Genomic DNA, 17,757 nt, shown 5'->3' with positions numbered 1-17,757 from the left:
CTATTTCTTTCCTGTAACTCCCGACCAATCAAGGCCTGAAGGCATTCGGCCAGCTATCAGATTACAGCTGAATATTATCTAACCAGCGCACCATATCTCAAGGTGTTCTTTCCAAGGAGGAGGCTATGGGTAGTGGTATACACTTTTCACATTTGAAAACAATTGTTTCTGCGGCTGTTTGCTTTGGCGTTCTGACAGCGTTCTCAACGCTCGCGGCAGGTGCGGATAAACCGAATATCATTGTCATATGGGGGGATGATATTGGCCAGACAAATGTCTCAGCCTACTCCAGGGGAATGATGGGGTATCGTACGCCGAATATCGACAGAATTGCCGATGAAGGCATGCTCTTCACCGATTACTACGGTGAGCAGAGTTGTACTGCAGGCCGGTCTTCTTTCATCACCGGCCAGTCAGTATTTCGCACAGGTCTCAGCAAAGTCGGGCTCCCCGGTGCCAAAGAGGGATTGGCAGCAGAAGATCCGACTATTGCCGAATTGCTCAAGCCTCTCGGCTATGCCACAGGCCAGTTTGGTAAAAACCACCTGGGTGACCGCGACGAGCATCTGCCGACGGCCCATGGTTTCGATGAGTTCCTCGGCAATCTTTATCATCTCAACGCGGAAGAAGAGCCGGAAAACGAAGACTATCCCAAGAATCCTGAGTTTAGAAAACGTTTTGGCCCGCGCGGTGTAATAAAATCCTTCGCCGACGGCAGAATCGAAGACACCGGTCCCCTGACCAAAAAGCGGATGGAGACCGTGGATGATGAGACCGTCGCGGCGGCCCTGGATTTCATGGAACGCCAAGCCAGCTCGGATACCCCGTTTTTCCTCTGGTGGAATGGCACCCGCATGCATTTCCGTACCCACGTAAAAGAAGAATTACGCGGGATCTCAGGGCAGGATGAATATAGCGACGGCATGGTGGAGCACGACATGCACGTTGGTAAATTACTGGACAAGATCGACGAACTTGGCATTGCCGACAATACCATCGTTTTCTACTCCACCGATAACGGCCCCCATTACAACACCTGGCCCGATGCGGCCGCAACACCATTTCGCGGTGAGAAAAACACCAACTGGGAAGGTGGCTGGCGCGTTCCAGCCATGATCCGCTGGCCTGGCAAAATCGAGCCTGGTTCGATCTCCAACGATATAATGCACCATATGGACTGGCTGCCCACCTTCGTGGCCGCCGCCGGCAATCCCGATGTCAAAGATCAGCTACTGAAAGGGCACGTCGCAGGCGACAAGAATTTCAAGGTTCACCTTGATGGCTACAATTTTCTCCCCTACCTGACCGGCCAGGAGGAGAAGGCTCCACGCCGTGAGATCTTCTATTTCTCGGACGACGGCGATCTCACCGCTCTTCGCTATGATGACTGGAAGATCATATTCATGGAGCAACGGGTTGAAGCGACCCTCCAGGCCTGGGCTGAGCCATTTGTGCCTTTACGGGTGCCATTGATCTTTAATCTGCGCCGCGATCCGTACGAACGTTCCCAGAAGACCTCCAACACCTACTATGACTGGGTTATTGACCGCGTATTCCTGCTGGTGCCAGCCCAAGTTTATGTCGGTGATTTTCTGCAGACGTTCAAGGAATATCCTCCCAGGCAGAAAGCCGCCAGTTTCAGCCTGAATCAGGTTATGGAAACATTGACTCAACCTGCCGGAGCGAGATAAACACACACACAACAGGCCGGGATTATCCCGGCCTTATTTTCTATTGAGCCTGAACAATGATTCCCCCAAAGATCCGGCTGATCACCTTGCTTAGCTCTTTTTTGGCATGTTCGTTCTGTTGCGGAACCGCTCCGGCCGTGCAGCAACAGCCGCGACTGGTATTACAGATAACCATTGATGGTCTTCGCGGAGATATGCCGCTCCGCTTTATGGATGCACTTCCACCAGGCGGATTCAGGTACTTTTATGAAAACGGCATCTGGTTCACCAACGCATATTATCAACACTCGAATACGGAAACCATTGTCGGACACGCAACCCTGGCCACAGGTGCCCAGCCTGCCGAACACGGCATGATTGGTAATATCTGGCTGGACCGCGAATCAGGCCAACTTCATTACAACATCGAAGATGCGGAGTATTCCGTGGTCGGCGATAAAAGCTTCATCGACAAGAAGACCGAAATCGACCCCACTCAACGCGCCGCCCGCAGTGAGGGACGTTCGGCCAGGGCGATTCCCTGCTCAACGTTCAGCGATGAATTACTGCTCGCCACCGCCGGCCAGGCAAAGGTTTTCGCGGTATCAGTAAAAGACCGCGGCGCCGTGCCACTGGCTGGCCACGGTGGAAAAGCTTTCTGGTTCAATAAAAAGTCAGGCGAATTCATCAGCTCTACCTACTATTACGACGCCTATCCGGGCTGGGTGAAGAGTTGGAACAATGAGTATAAGGCAGATAAGCTGTTGAACACCAGCTGGGAGTTGAGTCAGCCCCAGGCCAGATATATGCAGGCCGATGCCGATGACAGGTCTTTTGAGATCGATATCAAGGGGTTCGGCCGCACCTTTCCCCATAATTATGGTGATGACCGAAAATATTTCTATACCTTTCTCACCCTCAGCCCGGTGGGGGATGAGCTCACTCTCGATTTTGTCCAAACCCTCATAGAACAGGAACAAATCGGCCGTGATCAGGTCTGTGACTACCTTGCAGTCAGCTTCTCTTCAACCGATTATGTGAGTCATATTTTCGGCCCTGCAAGCCTGGAAAGTGAAGATAACCTCTACCGGCTCGACCGTACTCTCGCAACGCTTATTACAGAGGTAGACAAGGTAATAGGTCTTGATAAGACCCTTATCGTGCTGAGTGCCGACCATGGAAACCCTGAAGCCCCGGAGGTAATGGCTCAGTTGGGAATGCAGACCAGGCGCATGTCTCCTGAACGTGTCAGCACCGACGAAATCATGGCCGGACTCCAGCAAAAATTTGGCCTGGGGAAGGAGTTGATCGAACTCTATTACCATCCCTATATCTATCTCAACCACCAGGTCATAGCTGACAAAGGATTGGATCGGCAGGAAGTCGAATTCACCATAGCCGAAGAGATGACAAAAATTCCCGGCATAGCTGCAGCCCTCTCCTCCTCTGCCCTGCAGCGGCAGCGATTCATCAACAGCAGATTCGACCAGCTGGTGCGCAACAATTTCTATCAGGGAAGATCGGGCGACATCTATATTATTCAGCAACCCTATCATCATCTGGTCTCTGAAGAAACAACACCTTTAGCAGCCATGCACGGTTCCCCATACAACTATGACCTTTTTGTACCGGTTGTTTTTGCAGGCAACGGCATAAAGGCAAAAACCGTCTCCCGGTTAATCCACCCGGTGGATATAGCGAGAACACTTGCGAATTGTCTTCATATCAAGCCACCGTCTTCTGCCGATGGCTCAGTTTTAAAAGAGGTATGTGAAGAAAATATCAGTGATTGAGAGGAGAGCACATGACCAGGATACCCGTAGCTATCGCGTTGTTATTTTGGTAATGCCCACTCTTTGCCATGCCGGGAGCCCCGATGAGTGGCAGTTCGAAGTCAGCCCATACCTCTGGGCCGTCGGGAAAGATGGCCGGACAGGAGTCAAAAATGTTCGCGGTACCGGGGTCGATCTCATCGCCGACGTCGATCTGAGCTTCAGTGATATCCTTGAAAACCTGGACATGGCATTACTCGTGAACGGCCAGGCCCAAAAGGGTCCCTGGGGAATCAGAATGGATTTCGTACATATGACGGTTTCCACCGGCACCACAGTCAATGCGGCCCGGGCCGAGCTTGAGGTGTCTGAAACCGCCTGGACCACGGCACTGTTCTATAAGCCGGAGAGATGGAAGTATTTCGACGTGTTCGCAGGCTTCCGCCTCATTGACGCGAATACCGAGATTGACATTATCGGAGCGATGGGAAGAAGTGCCGGCACAGATATTGGTGATACCTGGGTAGACCCGATCGTTGGAGTGAATTTTCAATACCCTCTCAACGAAAAGTGGGGGATGATACTTCGTGCTGACATGGGAGGATTTGGTGTCGGTTCCGATTTCACCTGGCAGGGGACAGCGGCAATTCGTTACAGAGTCAGCGACCTCATCATTCTGGATCTGGCCTACCGTTACTTCGAGGCCGACTATGAAGAAGATGGCTACGTCTATGATTTATCGACAGAAGGCCCCCTGCTCGGGGTAACGTTTGCCTTTTAGCCCAAGTGAACCCGGTTCCAGATTCACATCTGGACATCTTTAAATTTATTTTTGAGCAATCGCAGAAATATTTCATCCTGCTCTTCATCAAGGATAGTCATGACTTCCTTATTGCTCTCTGCGATTATCTCCTTAATCTGCGGATCAACCTGCTGCCTGACAACATGGATTTGTTCCATGGCTGAAACCAGGACCGCTCTCAATTGCTGCTCCTGTGTTTCCGTCAAAGCAAGTTTCTGATCAAAACGCTTCATAAGTAATTCCACATGCTTTTCTGTCGGACCTGCCTGAATCAACCTGAAACGCTCAAGCAGTATTGAGCGAGTCCCCAGGGCACCGCTGGCGGCACCGACAGTGAAAACAACCAGAAGCGTGGCAACGATTCGAACATTTTTCATAATTAACCGTCGGTGTGTCAGAAAGAGTAATAGGATACCAAGCTATTATTTTTACTTGAGATCTCCGAGTCGTAAACGGCCATATCAAGGGTGGTCAGCGATTGATCGGTGATAAAAGCTACCCCCAGGACAATTGCGACTGCGGCGGCGAGCTGGGCCAACGGCCAGAAGAGAGAAGAGCGCTGCACATCGGTTCGCCCAGGGGCGGCAATATGCCGAACCTCTCGCATTACACTATTTTGCCAGCGCAAAGTTGGCTGAACCGCATCATCGTTCTGCTGCAGGTGAACAGTTTTAAATACTTCTTCAAGCTTTTTAATATCTTCTTTCTCTCTACTGTTCATCACGTCACCTTTCATTTTCGCGCAGCAGGTTTCCAATCAGTTTCTGCAGCTTAGTACGAGCCCGAAACGTCCTGATCTTAACATTAGCGGTGGACCAACCCAGGATTTCTGCTGCCTGAGCAGTACTGTTCCCTTCAAAATGAACCAGCCGTACAACCATCTGGTCCTCGGGACTCAACCTGGTCATCACCCGATCTACAATTTCTTTTGCCTCTCTGGCCTGGCTGTGTCTGGTAAAGTCTTCGAGGGAAGAAGTAGAAAGAAGTGAATCGAGCCATTGTGCGTGATTGTCTGCCAACTCACTTATCGTCACCTCTGAAGACCTGTACGTCTTTCGAAGCGCGTCATAGCTTGTTCTAACTGTTATAGTCGCCAGCCAGCTCTTGAAACTCCCGGTTGTTCCATGCCCGGCCCCCTGAGGCTGATAAAGGGCAAGCGAACGGAAAAGTTTAAGAAACACCTCTTGAGCCACATCTTCCACGAGTTGCGGCGGCACATATTTTCTCACAATTGCGAAGACATATGCCTGGTAACGCTCCAGGAGGGCCTGAAACTGCTCTGTATCACCCGACAGGATATTCTCTATGACAATATCATCCGGCGGTTCTGTTATATTATCGATTCTTTTGATACCTATCCCCGCTTGACCAGGCTCCTGACCTGAGGCAACATAGACAACTCAAGAACTCAAGTCATGGTTGCCGGTATTTTTGGAGGTAAACATGTTGGACTCCCGGGTTCCGTTTGGAGAGAGGAGGGTTGGGGAGGGGGTACGAAAGCCTGGGAGCCCAACGCGTCTATCCGGCATCTATTCACTTACTCTCTTAATCGCACGAGACGCCTTGCCGGTTACACTTTTTTAAATTTTTTTAGATTTTTTTTCAAACTACAGTTTAAGCACCCGTTAACGTTGCCAATTATTTAACAAAAAGGCAATCTCCACCCTGAGCTTATGATACTGCTTTTTGCTGAGAAATTCCGCAGTGCCTTCCAGACTCTCTTCGATTATACGCTGCTGCTGAGTCAAAAATCCGGCCGGATCACCATATACGTCAACAACGCTGGCCTGATTCAGGCGCGACAACTGTAACCTGGCGTTTTCGAGAGCACGGCCCAGGTGCACCATTTCGGTTTCCGTCAGCTTGAGTTCCCTGCCTAAGCTCCTCACAATTTCGTCTAGAGATAGTCCTGTCCCAATAGAGCCATCAGCATACACTGAAGCGCCGTTGGCGTCCGCTTCTTGCAGACTGTCTGCAGATAAAACGATTATCAGTAAGGCAGGAAACAGGCAGAGGCTAAATTCTCTCACCCAGGCTTGCACCTGTACCCTGAATCTGCCGTGCCTGCAATGCTGCCCCTCATCTACAGAGCTCGTACTTTTTTGTTCTTTCGTCAACACCCTTCTCCATAATGGGTCATAAAATACAATCTCTCACCTTCTATATTCGCCGAAATAATTGAAGTCGTTACAGAAAAATTGCTGTATTTTACAGACCCACACCACCCACCATCGGGGAAGGTGTACAACCGGCACCATTAACACTATGTTTTCACATTGATTTACGTTGCACCACATCGTTATGCTGGGTAAATAGTATTGTATCAATCCTCTTTATGAATCATGGTTACAGCAAAGTTTTGATGAAACATTCCGATGCAAATACAGAGCAGACGTCTCCCAGCCAGACAGGAAGTCCCTCGTATAATATGCAAAACCTCCTTAATTATACTTTTAAAGACGGCAAAGTGGGCATAAGCACTACCAGCAGTTTGCTTTGGGACAGTGTTGAGGCCGGGTTGCTGCTTATCTCCAGAGACAACCTCATCCAGCACCTGAATGCTGCTGCAAAAACTCTCTTCATTCTCAATCCTGAAGCTGAAACTGCTCACCATGTCAGTAGCCTCAAATTAATGACGGCTGACGGAACACATCTGGATATCGCTGATTATCCCCATCGAAGCTGCCTCACCACGGGCGAGCCACTCTTCAAACAACGATACCAAATTTCAAACTCTCAAAAAGAGACGCTCTGGGTAAATATCTCCTGCTTCCCTATTAAAAGCTCTCCAGAGACCAAGCCGGAAGCTGTTCTTTGTGCTTTAGACGATGTAACGGAACAATATGAATCTCTTTCACAACTAGTTACAATAAACGAGCACTACCGGCTACTTAACAATGCCACCTTTGAAGCGATCTTCATTTCAGAAAACGGCATATGCATCAGCCAGAATAATGCTGCCAGGAAAATGTTTGGCTATTCTGATGAAGAGGCATGTGGGCGCAAAGGCATTGAGTGGATCCATCCTGATGACAGAGAAAGGGTCGCGGTGATGATGCGCGAATGTAACGAGAGCCCGTATGAGGTGACTGCACTTCGAAAAGACGGTTCTGTCTTTCCATGTGAAATCCAGGCCCGTATGGCAAAAAATTGCGATGAGGGCAGACGGCTTCGTTTCACCGCCTTAAGAGATATTACGGATCGTAAACAGGCTGAACAGCAACTTGTTCAGGCCAAGCTGGAAGCAGAGAAAGCCAACCGGTATAAATCTGAGTTTTTGGCCAACATGAGTCATGAAATCCGCACTCCTTTAAATGGCATTATCGGCATGCTGAAACTCATACAAGCTGAATCTCTCTCCAGCAGCCATGAGCAATATATCAGCAATGCCCTCATAGCCTCAGAGCGACTGACCCGCCTTCTTGGTGATATACTCGACCTCTCAAAGGTTGAGGCGGGAATGCTGAAAATACAGCCTGTGGGCTTTGACAGCAGAGAGGCCATTTACGGTATAGAGCAACTCTTCGCCCCAGCGTTTTACGAAAAAGATGTTGTGCTCCAGGTCAGCATTGATGATAACCTTCCCCACTTTCTCATAGGCGACGTCATACGCCTGCAACAGATACTCACCAACCTGATTGGCAACAGCCTGAAATTCACCAGAACAGGAATAGTACGGGTTGAAGTATCTGCCATCACCACCCCAACCCCCGATTGCATTCGAGCTTTTTTCTGTATTCAAGATACGGGAATCGGTATAGACGATGAGGCTCTTACCACCCTGTTCACCCCTTTTGTCCAGGCAGACAACAGCCTTACCAGACAACACCAGGGAGCCGGACTGGGCTTGTCAATCTGCAAACAGCTCACCTCCCTGCTTGGCGGCAACATGGCTATCTCAAGCGAGAAAGGCAGAGGTACTACAATTTCCCTCAGTATTCCATTTGAATCCGCCACAAAAATCCAGTTTGAGGACAAACAAGTGGGGCAGATCCCTGCCACACCAGACAACCTGCAGATACTGCTTGCCGAGGATGACCCCATCAGCAGAGTTCTGGTCCGGACCATGTTGAATAAAATGGGGCATCAGGTCCGCTCCGTAAGCAACGGCAACGAAATGCTGCAGGTTTTACAGGCTGAAAAGGATTTTGACCTGCTTATCATCGATATCCAGATGCCCGGCAAAAATGGTGTTGAAGTCACCCACCTTATTCGTCAACATAATGATTTCAAGCCATTTGCCAATATTCCGATTCTTGCCATGACCGCATATGCCATGGATGGAGATAGGGAATTATTTCTTGCCTCGGGGATGAATGACTATCTCGCCAAACCCATCGACCCTGAAACCCTCAAACGGGCTTTAAGCAGGGCAATCAACAGTTCACCTACACCAGTGCAATAGCCGCCACCGCGAAAACCAGACCGCCGCCGAGATACGTGAGCGAGCGCCGAAACAATCTGCTGCCGGGCCTATGGAAGCACAGTGGTGACAGCGCCAGAAAAAGTAGGAGTATTCCATAAATAATAGCCAGAAAGGAATGTGCACTGGCGAAAGTTGCTTTGTGCAACATATTTAGTTTATTGACAAGAATCGGATAGGTGTAGGTCGTGTACTCGGCTTTTCCGGATACCAGATCGTAGATTCCTATTTGCTCATTCCCCGATACAATCCGGTAGGTTTCGCCTTCAGTATCCACAACCGTTACCCGCTTCAGCTTAAGAGCAGACTGCACTTCACCTGTGCCCATTTCTGTCTGCAGATCCTTTTTTACCACTGAGGGATACTTCAAGAAAGCTGTATCGCGGAACACCAGCAGCAGTCCGCTCAGGGTAAAGATCACCGTCAGACCAATAACGAAATAACCGATATCCCTGTGTAAAGAACGCAGATACTGACTGTATGAAAATGTTTTTCTCTCCATAAAATTTATAACTCCAAAATAATAGTATTTTTCTGTGATTAATGACCGATCCGCGTAACCGGGAGATTCTATCAACAGATATGGGCGTTACGCATCACTTCCATAGCAAATGGCACACCAATTTATTGCAGACACATCATATTTTTTTTATCTCATTGCAATACTGTACGCTGCGCTCCGCGCATCTCACTTGTGGGGGGTATATGCAACGAAAATCATTCATCAGGTAGCCCTGTCGGGTGCGTATTTTTTACTCAACCGTATCTCCCAAATCAGGTCAATTGTTCCCAGTCTTGCTGCAATGTCTCTTCGCTGGCTATTGCCCAAACAGTATTCTGGAATTTTCCCTCCGCAGTCTTACATTCATAGATATTCCCAGTTGCCTGTTGAAAGGCTTTCATTAGACAACAAGGCAGTACGGTCATTTTTCTCCGGGAGGACGGGTAATGAATCGCATTCAGGTAATACATTTTGTTATGATTGTCTCTTTCCTGCTGGCTGGTGCTTCGACTGCTTTGTCGGAACTCCCCGCAAACACAAGTAGTTCAAACCCGGTTGAGTCATCTGTAAACCGATCTGTTGGCACGGTTGATTTTCCTATATCCTGCGGACCTGTAGTACAAACATCATTCAACCGCGGGGTGGCCATGCTGCATCACATGATGTACGCTCAATCACGGGAACTGCTCAGCTCTCTTGCCGCCGACCACCCTGACTGCGCCATGCTGCAATGGGGAATTGCCATGACCCATCTGCACCCTCTCTGGGCTCCACCGAAAGAGGATGAGTTGAGAAAGGGAGAGGGAGCTGTGCTGCTTGCCGAAAGTCTGAAACCTGAAAATGAACGTGAAAAGTACTACATCCAGGCAATAAAAAGTTACTACGACGACTGGCATAACAGGCCCCATCCCGAACGACTCGAAAAATGGGCTGCAGCCCAGGCGGAACTGGCTGAAAACTACCCGGATGATATCGATGCTGCTGCGTTTAATGCGCTTGCACTCCTGGCAACAGCCCCCAAGGCCGACAAGACCTTCACCAACCATCAGCAGGCAGGGGCTATCCTGGAGAAAATCAATCGCGACAAGCCCTTACACCCTGCTGGCTATCATTACCTGATACATGCCTACGATAACCCGTTGCTGGCTCAGAAAGCACTTCTGGTCGCGCGGGGATATGGTGCCATCGCCCCTGATATTCCACATGCCCTGCATATGCCAACGCATATTTTTGTGCGACTCGGTTCATGGGAGGACGTAATCAACTGGAATATTCGCTCAGCCGAAGTTGCTTGGAATCAGCCCGTGGGAGAGGCAACTTCACTGCATTTCGCCCACGCCATCGATTATTTGGTCTACGGTTATATGCAGCTTGGCGATGAGGCAAAAGCTGCCGAGGCCCTTGAACTCCTGCTTGAGGTCGAAACAATTCAAGACAGTTTTGCCTCTGCCTACGCCATAGCTGCCGCCCAGGCCCGAATCCCCATGGAGCAGGAGAACTGGCAGCAGGCAGCCGACCTTCCACTGCGGCACCACACAACTTTTCCCTGGGAAAACTATCCCTGGTTTGAAGCGATAACCTATTTCTCCAGAGGTGTCGGTGCCGCACGTAGCGGTGACCTGGATGCTGCTCACGAAAGTCTTGCTGAGCTGGAAAACTGCCATCAGAAAACCATAGCTGCCAAAGAGAACTACTGGGCGGTGCTGGTTGATAGCCAGCGTAACAGTGTGGCCGCCTGGATAACCTTAGCTGATGGCGACCAGGAGCAGGCTCTCGAATTGATGACCAGGGCGGCTGATCTTGAGGATTCAGTCGACAAACATCCGGTTACTCCCGGGTCGGTTCTTCCCGCCCGGGAGTTATTGGGGGACATGCTGTTCACCCTGCAACGCTATGATGAGGCCAGACATGCATATGAGAGCGCTCTGGACATCTCCGTCAACAGGCTCAGGAGTCTGCATGGCGCTGCCCGCTCAGCGGAAATGGCCGGAGATAAAGAAGCTGCCGGGGAGTATTACCGTAAAGTGATGGCGCTACAAAATGCCTCCTCCTCCGACAGGCAGGAGTTCCGTAACGCCTCTAATTTCCTGAAATAATCTCATTATGGAGATGCTTACCAGAATTTCCCCGAGTGCTGATGGACATAATCACCGATACTCTTCACCCGGGCCATCTCGGTTTCATCCAATGGGCCGGCATCCAGGGTGTGCAATGCCGCAGCCATCTCCCCCACATCGGCTGGCCCGCACATACAGACATCCACCGCCGGGTTGGTCAGCACAAAACGGTAACAGTCACTGGAGGTAAGCGGAGCTTCGCCTGGCGGCACCTTCTTCGGGTTGATCAGGTGCCCCCAACGGGTCGCGGTGTAACTCACCAGCCCCGGCCGCTGCTGGGGGTCGAGTTTGGCAAATATTTCTCTTTCCGCTCCACGGTGTGCTGCATTGTAGCGCAGGTGAAAGAGATCGAAACTGCCTTGGCTGGCCAGTTCCGGAAACAGTCCGCGATTATGGCCCGATAGTGCCAAATGGCGAAACATGCCTTTTGCCTGCATCTGTCTGGCTCGCGCCATTATCCGTTCCCAGGGGGCACTGTTGTGCCAACCGAGCAGCAGTACATCTACAGAATCCAACCCGATATCTTTCAAGCCCTTGGTGAAAAAATACTCCATAAGACGGGCCGAGCGGGAATAGCTCTGCAAAACGATCACCAGCTCATCACGCTTCCCCTGGCGGCAGATATTGCGAATCGCCTCGCCCATGCCCGGCTTGCGCGGTGAACTCCAGTAAAAATAATTGCACCCCCGCTCAAAAGCCATCTCATATGCCTCTGCACTGGCACCATACCCGCTGGCGACACCTAACCGGCCAACCAGGAGTCCGGTTTTGCCCAGACTTCTCTTTTCGTTGAGATCCATACTGTCCTCTGGTTTTGAAGAGTTTTTTGACTGATCGTTGCGGCTAATCTGGATGATTCGATTTCATGGTAGCACATTCTGACACCGGAATGCGCCCCATGCCAGATCAAACCAGGCTCCCATGAAAGGCAGAAGGTCATGAAGAGGAGAGAGCCGCGTCTGGCCCCGGCAACTCGATATAATGAATCGAGTTCAGGAGGGTAACTTCCCTATCTGGCACGCCTTGCACCTCTCTTTCCCTTCTCACCTTTTCAAGCTGTAAATTATGGGTAATCAGATGGTTCTTTTTTCGATTACATCGAGTCTCACAAAACCTGCTCGGTGCTATAAACTCCTAGTTTTCAAACTCTGCTGCAAGTTGCGGCTCACTGTTTTTCAACCTGCTCTCCTCCATGGCCTGGTGCCACCAGAATTTGGTGACTATCGGTTGCTGATAATCAACTATTCCGCCTATGATTGGCGCTGAAACGTGCACACTTTTCTTCCAGGCTTCACTGGTGACCCGTTCGATCGGTTCATACCATGGATGCAGGGAGAGGTTGAATGTCGCCCAATGAACCGGTTGTAACACTTTACCGCCGAGATCAAAAAACGCCTGCACGGTCTCTTCTGGCATCATATGCACATTTTTCCAGCGTTCGTCATACGCCCCACACTCCAGAAAAGTGACATCAAACGGCCCGTACTTCTCACCAATCTGCTTAAATCCCTCGAAATACCCGCTGTCTCCACTGAAGAATACAGAATGGTTTTCCGTCCTGATCACAAAGGAAGACCAAAGGGTTTTGTTTCTGTCAAACAATCCCCTGCCAGAGAAATGCTGGCTGGGAGTTGCTATAATTTCTAATCCCTGAAAGGTTTGCACCTCCTGCCACCAATTCAGCTCGAACACCTTTTCAGCAGGTACTCCCCATTGAATCAACTTCTTGCCAACTCCAAGAGGTACAACAAACATACCGGCCTTGTCGGCCACTTTCCTGACTGAATATTTATTCAGGTGATCATAGTGGTTATGTGATATGAGGACCACATCAACAGCCGGAATATAATCAGGATCGAGAGGTAGCTCTCCGTTAAAACGGCTCGGGCCGACCAGCGAGACTTTTTCCTCAAAGACCGGATCAGTCAACACCGAAAAACCGTCTATATTGATTAACATGGTCGAGTGACCAAGCCAGGCAGCCTTCAAGACTCCTTTACTTCCTTCTTCCTGAAACATTTCAGAAAAATTGAGCTGCTTTTGCGGCAGTACACCTTCGGGAAATTTCTCCCCTCTTTCAAAAAAGAATTTCCAGAGCATTTTCGGATACTCCTTTAAAGCTAAAGTGGATACCTCGGTATCATTATCATTTGTCATCTTGTCTGATGCGTTTGCTTTATGTTCCTGCATGATACATGCTCCTGTAAACATGGCGCCCAACACCACTAGAGCGCCAATTATAGTCTTATAGCTCATCTGCATTCTTTCATTAATGAACAATCATTTATTTTCAGTTTAAAAGAACTCTACCGTGCGGTGGTTCCTCACACATCCCTACAACCCCTGTACCCGGTACCTTACAACCTCAAGGCATCCCAGGCCATTCGAAAAGCCGTTTCAATATTGTCTTCTGTCACTTCAAACCCTTTGCAATGCCTGGGGTTTGCCAATGCCATGATGGGATAGATAAGGAACACTGCAATCATATCCATATCTACATCTTTAAGAATTTTCTCTTCGACACCACGACGAACAACCCGGAACAGCGGTTCAAAATATTTTTGAATCTGCGCCATGTCTATGCGGTCACTGAACGGTGAATTGGAGAACTGCTCGGCATAATGAAACTCTTCGGCATTTTCAGCAACGTAAGCGAATGTATTACGCCAGATACGGTGAAAGATATCGTGGACAGGATCACGTTCATCAAACCCCTCCAGCATTGCCACCCCCATGCCTTGCTTGATCTCAAGATAGGTCGAGACAAGCAGATCTTCTTTGTTTTTAAAGTATATATAGAGGGTTGCCGGAGATACACCGGCCTCTTTGGCAATCTTCGATACAGAACTTGCGGCAAAGCCGATCTCGTTCACTACCTTGATAGTAGCCAGGAAGAGCGCCTCCTGTTTTTTATCATCTCGCGTTCTCATGGCGGATAAAATAAACGATCATTCACTTATGTCAAGTTTCTTCCGTGCGCTCTTTTGCAAGTAATTGCTGTTTTCGTTCAATTCCCCAACGATATCCGGCAAGTCTGCCATCCTTTCCCACCACCCTGTGACATGGGATAACCACTGCCAAGGAATTTGCTGCAATGGCGGAGGCTACGGCACGGGCCGCCTGAGGTTTGCCCATGCGTTCGGCAACTTCGGTGTAGGTGAGTGTTTGGCCGCAATTTATGCTGCCTACCACTTCCCAGACCTGGAGCTGGAACGCCGTCCCCTGAATCTCGAGCGGAATATTGTGCGCTTGCTGCGGCACCTCTATGCTGCGTACAACCATCTCCAGGAGCTCAACAAAATCGCCCCCGCCTTCCATAAGTTTCGCCTTGGGAAAACGCGCCTGAACGAGAGTGGGTAAGTCCTCCGGATCATCCGCAAATTCAATGGCACAAACACCCCTCCCGGTGGTTGCTACAATTATTGCGCCCAGATAGCATGAGCTGATTCCATAACGAATAGTCAGCCCCTCTCCCCCTTTCTTCAGGATCTTCGGCTTCATCCCAAGCTTTCTATTCCTTTTCTGATAGGCAACGCTATTGGAGCCGAAACCGGCCTCATAAATTGCCTCGGTGACAGACCCGGAACTTTTCACATGGTCACCAAACCGTACCGACTGTCTGTACATCGAATACTGTTTCGGTGTCACTCCCAGATATTTCTTGAATAGCCGATGAAAATGATACGGACTGAGCCCCACCTCTGCCGCCAGGTCGGCGAGTTTGATATGTTCACTGCTGCTCTCAATGATGCGGCAGGCAGTCACTATTTTTTCCTTCAGGTAATGCTCTTTACCGAGCTCGGTCGGCCGGCATTTTTTACAGGCACGATACCCCTTCGCCTCAGCTTCTTCACAACTTGGGAAAAATTCGACATTTTCCCGCTTCGGCAAGCGCGACGAACAGCCTGGGCGGCAATATATACCAGTGGTTTTCACACCATAATAAAAACTGCCGTCACCATTATCTGTACGGCTGAGAACAGCGTGCCAACACAGAGACTGATCCAGAATCTCAGGCTTCTTCACAGCTCTTCTCCAGATCGAACGCTATTCATACCCCTATTCATTTTCATGCTCATACACTATCACCATCGTTATGTTGCGCGAGCCATCTTTCGAACTTTTCTTTACTATAAATTGACCAGCCGAAGAAACACTCTGAATCTTGCTTTGCAATCTAAAATCCACCGTGCATTCTGGAATGTTCCACACTTTTCCCGCGATATCTGCCTGATCGGCTTCAATGAGGCCCAAAACATACATCGCTTCTGACAACTATCCCCTTGCTGACAAAACATAACAATTTGTTTACTATCCTTTTTTTACATTTGAATACTTCATTGTCAGAAAACGGCAGGTGAAAAATGAGTGCGCTGAAGATACAAATTGGGATAATTGGCGATTTCGATGCAACACGCCCTTCTCACCTGGCGACAAACAATGCCCTTATTCATGCCGCAGAGCTGACATCTGGTGATTTTGAGATATGTTGGCTGCCCACCAGAAAACTGGAGACCGACGAATCGTGCACGGCCTTGCAGAGCTATTCCGGTTTATGGGGTGCACCCGGAGACCATGACAGTTCGCTGGGCATGATCAACGCCATCAGGGCTGCCAGAGAGCAGAACATCCCCTACCTTGGTACCTGAAGCGGCTTCCAGCATGCTCTGGTAGAGTATGCCTTGCACGTGCTGAAACTTGCCGCACCCAAAAACAGGGACGAGGTGAAACAGTTCTTCAACCAGATGATCACTCCTATGTCCTGCTCGCTGACAGCTGAATGTCAGGAAATTTTGCTGGCACCTGAGTCACTTGCCCGGGATATCTACACCACGGCCACTATCAGCGAAAAATTCAATTGCAGCTATAGCCTCAACAGCCAATATAAAAATCATCTCACCGCAAGCGACATGCTCCTCTCAGGTCGCAACCCCGACGGCGAGACAAGAATTATTGAAATTACCGATCACCCTTTTTTCCTGGCCATGCTTTTTCAGCCACAGTTGAATTCAGCACCAGAGCATCCCCACCCCGTTATCTATCGTTTTTTTAAAGCCTGTCAGGGTAAGTAATTTATAATCTTTACCATTCCAGGCAATTTCAGATTCGAAATTTTCTACAGCGAGCTTTAATAACTCACTGTAGAAAAAGTGATGAATTGCTGGAAGAGAACTGAACACTACGGCTGCAACAACTTAAAACCCAGCGGCTCTTCCAGAACTCTCTTGGCGCTACTCCCCACCAGCTCATGAATTACCACCTCCATCACCTGCCACACCTTTACCCCTTCGCGGATGCAACCTGTGGTGGTCCTGTTCTCCCGGCCGCAGGCGAGATGCATATGCAGCAGCGGTACGCCATTCTCGTCTCGAAACAGGGTACCGGTGCCCGTTACCTCATGAACATTGGTAAGCTCTGTTTTCATCGCCTCCACAGGGACACCACGATCTTCTTTCGGACCAACCACCAGTTTACTGCCATCATCTGCGCCACCTAAAATGATAAGTGATGCGGCCTCGATTTTCTGGTCTGTCGCGAACTTCTCGATCACTTCATGTACTATTTCCCCATCTTCAAGGCGGAGCACAAAAACTCTGCCCTGTGTTGCTACACTGTATTTCATACCTTCCTCGCTTGACTTGTTGCTGCCATTTGCTGATTCCTGTTCGTTTATTCAGGGCAAGCCCCTTGTAACAACTACAAATTGTTACAGCAAAAATACCAGTTGACATCAAGCATTACCAGCCCTAGTATTACGGAGTATTTACTCACAACAACCCAGAGCGATCACCATGGACAAACAGCCGGAAAGCTGGTCACCCAAAAAAAAAGCCATTATTGAAGCCACCATATCCACTCTGGCACAGGAAGGTTTTGCCCGTACCACAACAGCCAGGATTGCCGGAAATGCCAAGGCAGGTGAGGGATCTATCTATCGTCATTTCAAGAACAAGGATGATCTTATCCAGGTCGCGGCACTCTACTCGGCCCGAAAGATCTTCGGATCTGCGCGCAGGAACTACAACCCAGAATCCTCCGTTCATGCCCAGTTCATCCGCTTTTGTACTGACTTCCTGAGTGCAGGCAAAAACTTACAGATCCACCACCAGTTTCTCGAACAGTATCTCAATTCCCCGCTGGGCATAGCCTACCGGAAAAAAGTTCTTGAAACCGTCATGGTGAACCCAGATATACAACCAATTTTTTTCCCCTTGAACGCTATCCTGGTGAAGGGTACGCAACTTGAAATATTAAAAGATTTACCGATACAGTATCTGGTTGCCCTCTCAATGGGACCGATGTCGTTCATGTTGAAAAATGCCGCCCAGGGCTTTATGGAATTAAGCGAAGACCGCATAGAAATTATTACCTACTCGTGCTGGGAAGCAATACGAAGATGATAGAAACCAGCGTTTATTGCGGAGCATACACTCCGAACAGAATCTAACGTCGCAATTATAATCACCAGAT

19 protein-coding genes are annotated in these 17,757 nt (G+C 49.4%); 8 read left to right on the top strand and 11 right to left on the bottom strand.

Annotated features, from left to right (window positions below; genetic code table 11):
• Positions 1 to 125: 125 nt before the first annotated feature.
• Genes FCL45_RS10700 through FCL45_RS10690 form a run of 3 tightly spaced genes read left to right on the top strand, consistent with a single transcriptional unit; the run spans position 126 to position 4,223 of the window.
• Positions 126 to 1,691 (top strand): arylsulfatase, encoded by a 1,566-nt coding sequence (locus FCL45_RS10700; protein ID WP_136796419.1) that lies wholly within the window; start codon positions 126 to 128, stop codon positions 1,689 to 1,691.
• A 56-nt stretch (positions 1,692 to 1,747) separates the two neighbouring features.
• A complete protein-coding gene (locus FCL45_RS10695) occupies positions 1,748 to 3,463 on the top strand; it encodes an alkaline phosphatase family protein (RefSeq protein WP_136796418.1) in 1,716 nt (571 codons plus the stop codon).
• On the top strand, positions 3,441 to 4,223 hold the full coding sequence (locus FCL45_RS10690) for a hypothetical protein (RefSeq protein ID WP_136796417.1): 783 nt from the start codon (positions 3,441 to 3,443) through the stop codon (positions 4,221 to 4,223). The genes FCL45_RS10695 and FCL45_RS10690 overlap by 23 nt, the downstream gene beginning before the upstream one ends.
• A 23-nt stretch (positions 4,224 to 4,246) precedes the next feature.
• On the opposite strand, the gene FCL45_RS10685 is transcribed toward FCL45_RS10690, so the two are convergent.
• The 4 genes from FCL45_RS10685 to FCL45_RS10670 all read right to left on the bottom strand — a co-directional run bounded on the left by FCL45_RS10685 (position 4,247) and on the right by FCL45_RS10670 (position 6,361).
• Complete coding sequence (locus FCL45_RS10685) at positions 4,247 to 4,621, bottom strand: hypothetical protein (RefSeq protein ID WP_136796416.1); 375 nt, start codon at positions 4,619 to 4,621, stop codon at positions 4,247 to 4,249.
• A 17-nt stretch (positions 4,622 to 4,638) separates the two neighbouring features.
• Positions 4,639 to 4,965: a hypothetical protein gene (locus tag FCL45_RS10680; protein WP_136796415.1), complete on the bottom strand. Its 327-nt coding sequence runs from the start codon at positions 4,963 to 4,965 to the stop codon at positions 4,639 to 4,641.
• A gap of 4 nt (positions 4,966 to 4,969) precedes the next feature.
• The gene (locus FCL45_RS10675; protein WP_228721498.1) at positions 4,970 to 5,539 is read right to left on the bottom strand and encodes an RNA polymerase sigma factor; all 570 of its coding nucleotides are present in this window, start codon (positions 5,537 to 5,539) and stop codon (positions 4,970 to 4,972) included.
• A gap of 330 nt (positions 5,540 to 5,869) precedes the next feature.
• Positions 5,870 to 6,361 (bottom strand): hypothetical protein, encoded by a 492-nt coding sequence (locus tag FCL45_RS10670; RefSeq protein WP_136796413.1) that lies wholly within the window; start codon positions 6,359 to 6,361, stop codon positions 5,870 to 5,872.
• 311 nt (positions 6,362 to 6,672) lie between these two features.
• Here FCL45_RS10670 and FCL45_RS10665 point away from each other — a divergent pair, with 311 nt between their 5' ends.
• A complete protein-coding gene (locus tag FCL45_RS10665) occupies positions 6,673 to 8,649 on the top strand; it encodes a PAS domain-containing hybrid sensor histidine kinase/response regulator (RefSeq protein WP_167495701.1) in 1,977 nt (658 codons plus the stop codon).
• Here FCL45_RS10665 and FCL45_RS10660 read toward each other — a convergent pair.
• Positions 8,633 to 9,169 carry a hypothetical protein gene (locus FCL45_RS10660; RefSeq protein WP_136796411.1) on the bottom strand — a complete coding sequence of 179 codons (537 nt, stop codon included), beginning with the start codon at positions 9,167 to 9,169 and terminating at the stop codon, positions 8,633 to 8,635. The two genes, FCL45_RS10665 and FCL45_RS10660, sit on opposite strands and share 17 nt — an antisense overlap.
• Positions 9,170 to 9,615: 446 nt before the next feature.
• Here FCL45_RS10660 and FCL45_RS10655 point away from each other — a divergent pair, with 446 nt between their 5' ends.
• On the top strand, positions 9,616 to 11,265 hold the full coding sequence (locus FCL45_RS10655; RefSeq protein ID WP_136796410.1) for a tetratricopeptide repeat protein: 1,650 nt from the start codon (positions 9,616 to 9,618) through the stop codon (positions 11,263 to 11,265).
• Positions 11,266 to 11,282: 17 nt separating this feature from the next.
• Here FCL45_RS10655 and FCL45_RS10650 read toward each other — a convergent pair whose 3' ends face one another.
• The 5 genes from FCL45_RS10650 to FCL45_RS10630 form a co-directional block, all read right to left on the bottom strand.
• Positions 11,283 to 12,086 (bottom strand): aldo-keto reductase family protein, encoded by an 804-nt coding sequence (locus FCL45_RS10650; RefSeq protein WP_136796409.1) that lies wholly within the window; start codon positions 12,084 to 12,086, stop codon positions 11,283 to 11,285.
• A gap of 334 nt (positions 12,087 to 12,420) precedes the next feature.
• Entirely contained in the window at positions 12,421 to 13,542 is a 1,122-nt protein-coding gene (locus FCL45_RS10645; protein WP_217907715.1) for an MBL fold metallo-hydrolase, read from the bottom strand.
• A gap of 101 nt (positions 13,543 to 13,643) precedes the next feature.
• Positions 13,644 to 14,216 carry a TetR/AcrR family transcriptional regulator gene (locus tag FCL45_RS10640; RefSeq protein ID WP_136796408.1) on the bottom strand — a complete coding sequence of 191 codons (573 nt, stop codon included), beginning with the start codon at positions 14,214 to 14,216 and terminating at the stop codon, positions 13,644 to 13,646.
• 31 nt (positions 14,217 to 14,247) lie between these two features.
• Positions 14,248 to 15,312: a bifunctional DNA-binding transcriptional regulator/O6-methylguanine-DNA methyltransferase Ada gene (gene ada / locus FCL45_RS10635; protein ID WP_217907714.1), complete on the bottom strand. Its 1,065-nt coding sequence runs from the start codon at positions 15,310 to 15,312 to the stop codon at positions 14,248 to 14,250.
• Between the two features lie 33 nt (positions 15,313 to 15,345).
• Positions 15,346 to 15,561: a hypothetical protein gene (locus tag FCL45_RS10630; RefSeq protein ID WP_136796406.1), complete on the bottom strand. Its 216-nt coding sequence runs from the start codon at positions 15,559 to 15,561 to the stop codon at positions 15,346 to 15,348.
• 89 nt (positions 15,562 to 15,650) lie between these two features.
• Between FCL45_RS10630 and FCL45_RS10625 the strand changes: the two genes are divergently transcribed.
• On the top strand, positions 15,651 to 15,935 hold the full coding sequence (locus FCL45_RS10625; RefSeq protein ID WP_136796405.1) for a CTP synthase: 285 nt from the start codon (positions 15,651 to 15,653) through the stop codon (positions 15,933 to 15,935).
• Positions 15,936 to 15,968: 33 nt separating this feature from the next.
• Entirely contained in the window at positions 15,969 to 16,358 is a 390-nt protein-coding gene (locus FCL45_RS10620) for a CTP synthase (RefSeq protein WP_136796404.1), read from the top strand.
• A 107-nt stretch (positions 16,359 to 16,465) separates the two neighbouring features.
• On the opposite strand, the gene FCL45_RS10615 is transcribed toward FCL45_RS10620, so the two are convergent.
• Positions 16,466 to 16,909 carry a PPC domain-containing DNA-binding protein gene (locus FCL45_RS10615; protein WP_136796403.1) on the bottom strand — a complete coding sequence of 148 codons (444 nt, stop codon included), beginning with the start codon at positions 16,907 to 16,909 and terminating at the stop codon, positions 16,466 to 16,468.
• Between the two features lie 169 nt (positions 16,910 to 17,078).
• Here FCL45_RS10615 and FCL45_RS10610 point away from each other — a divergent pair, with 169 nt between their 5' ends.
• Positions 17,079 to 17,687 (top strand): TetR/AcrR family transcriptional regulator, encoded by a 609-nt coding sequence (locus tag FCL45_RS10610; protein WP_136796402.1) that lies wholly within the window; start codon positions 17,079 to 17,081, stop codon positions 17,685 to 17,687.
• The last annotated feature ends 70 nt before the right edge of the window (positions 17,688 to 17,757 follow it).

The sequence above is a fragment of the Desulfosediminicola ganghwensis genome, assembly GCF_005116675.2.
Classification (GTDB): Bacteria; Desulfobacterota; Desulfobulbia; order Desulfobulbales; family Desulfocapsaceae; genus Desulfopila; species Desulfopila ganghwensis.
Note: the sequence above shows the minus strand (reverse complement) of the source record. Positions and strands in the feature narration are given on the sequence as shown.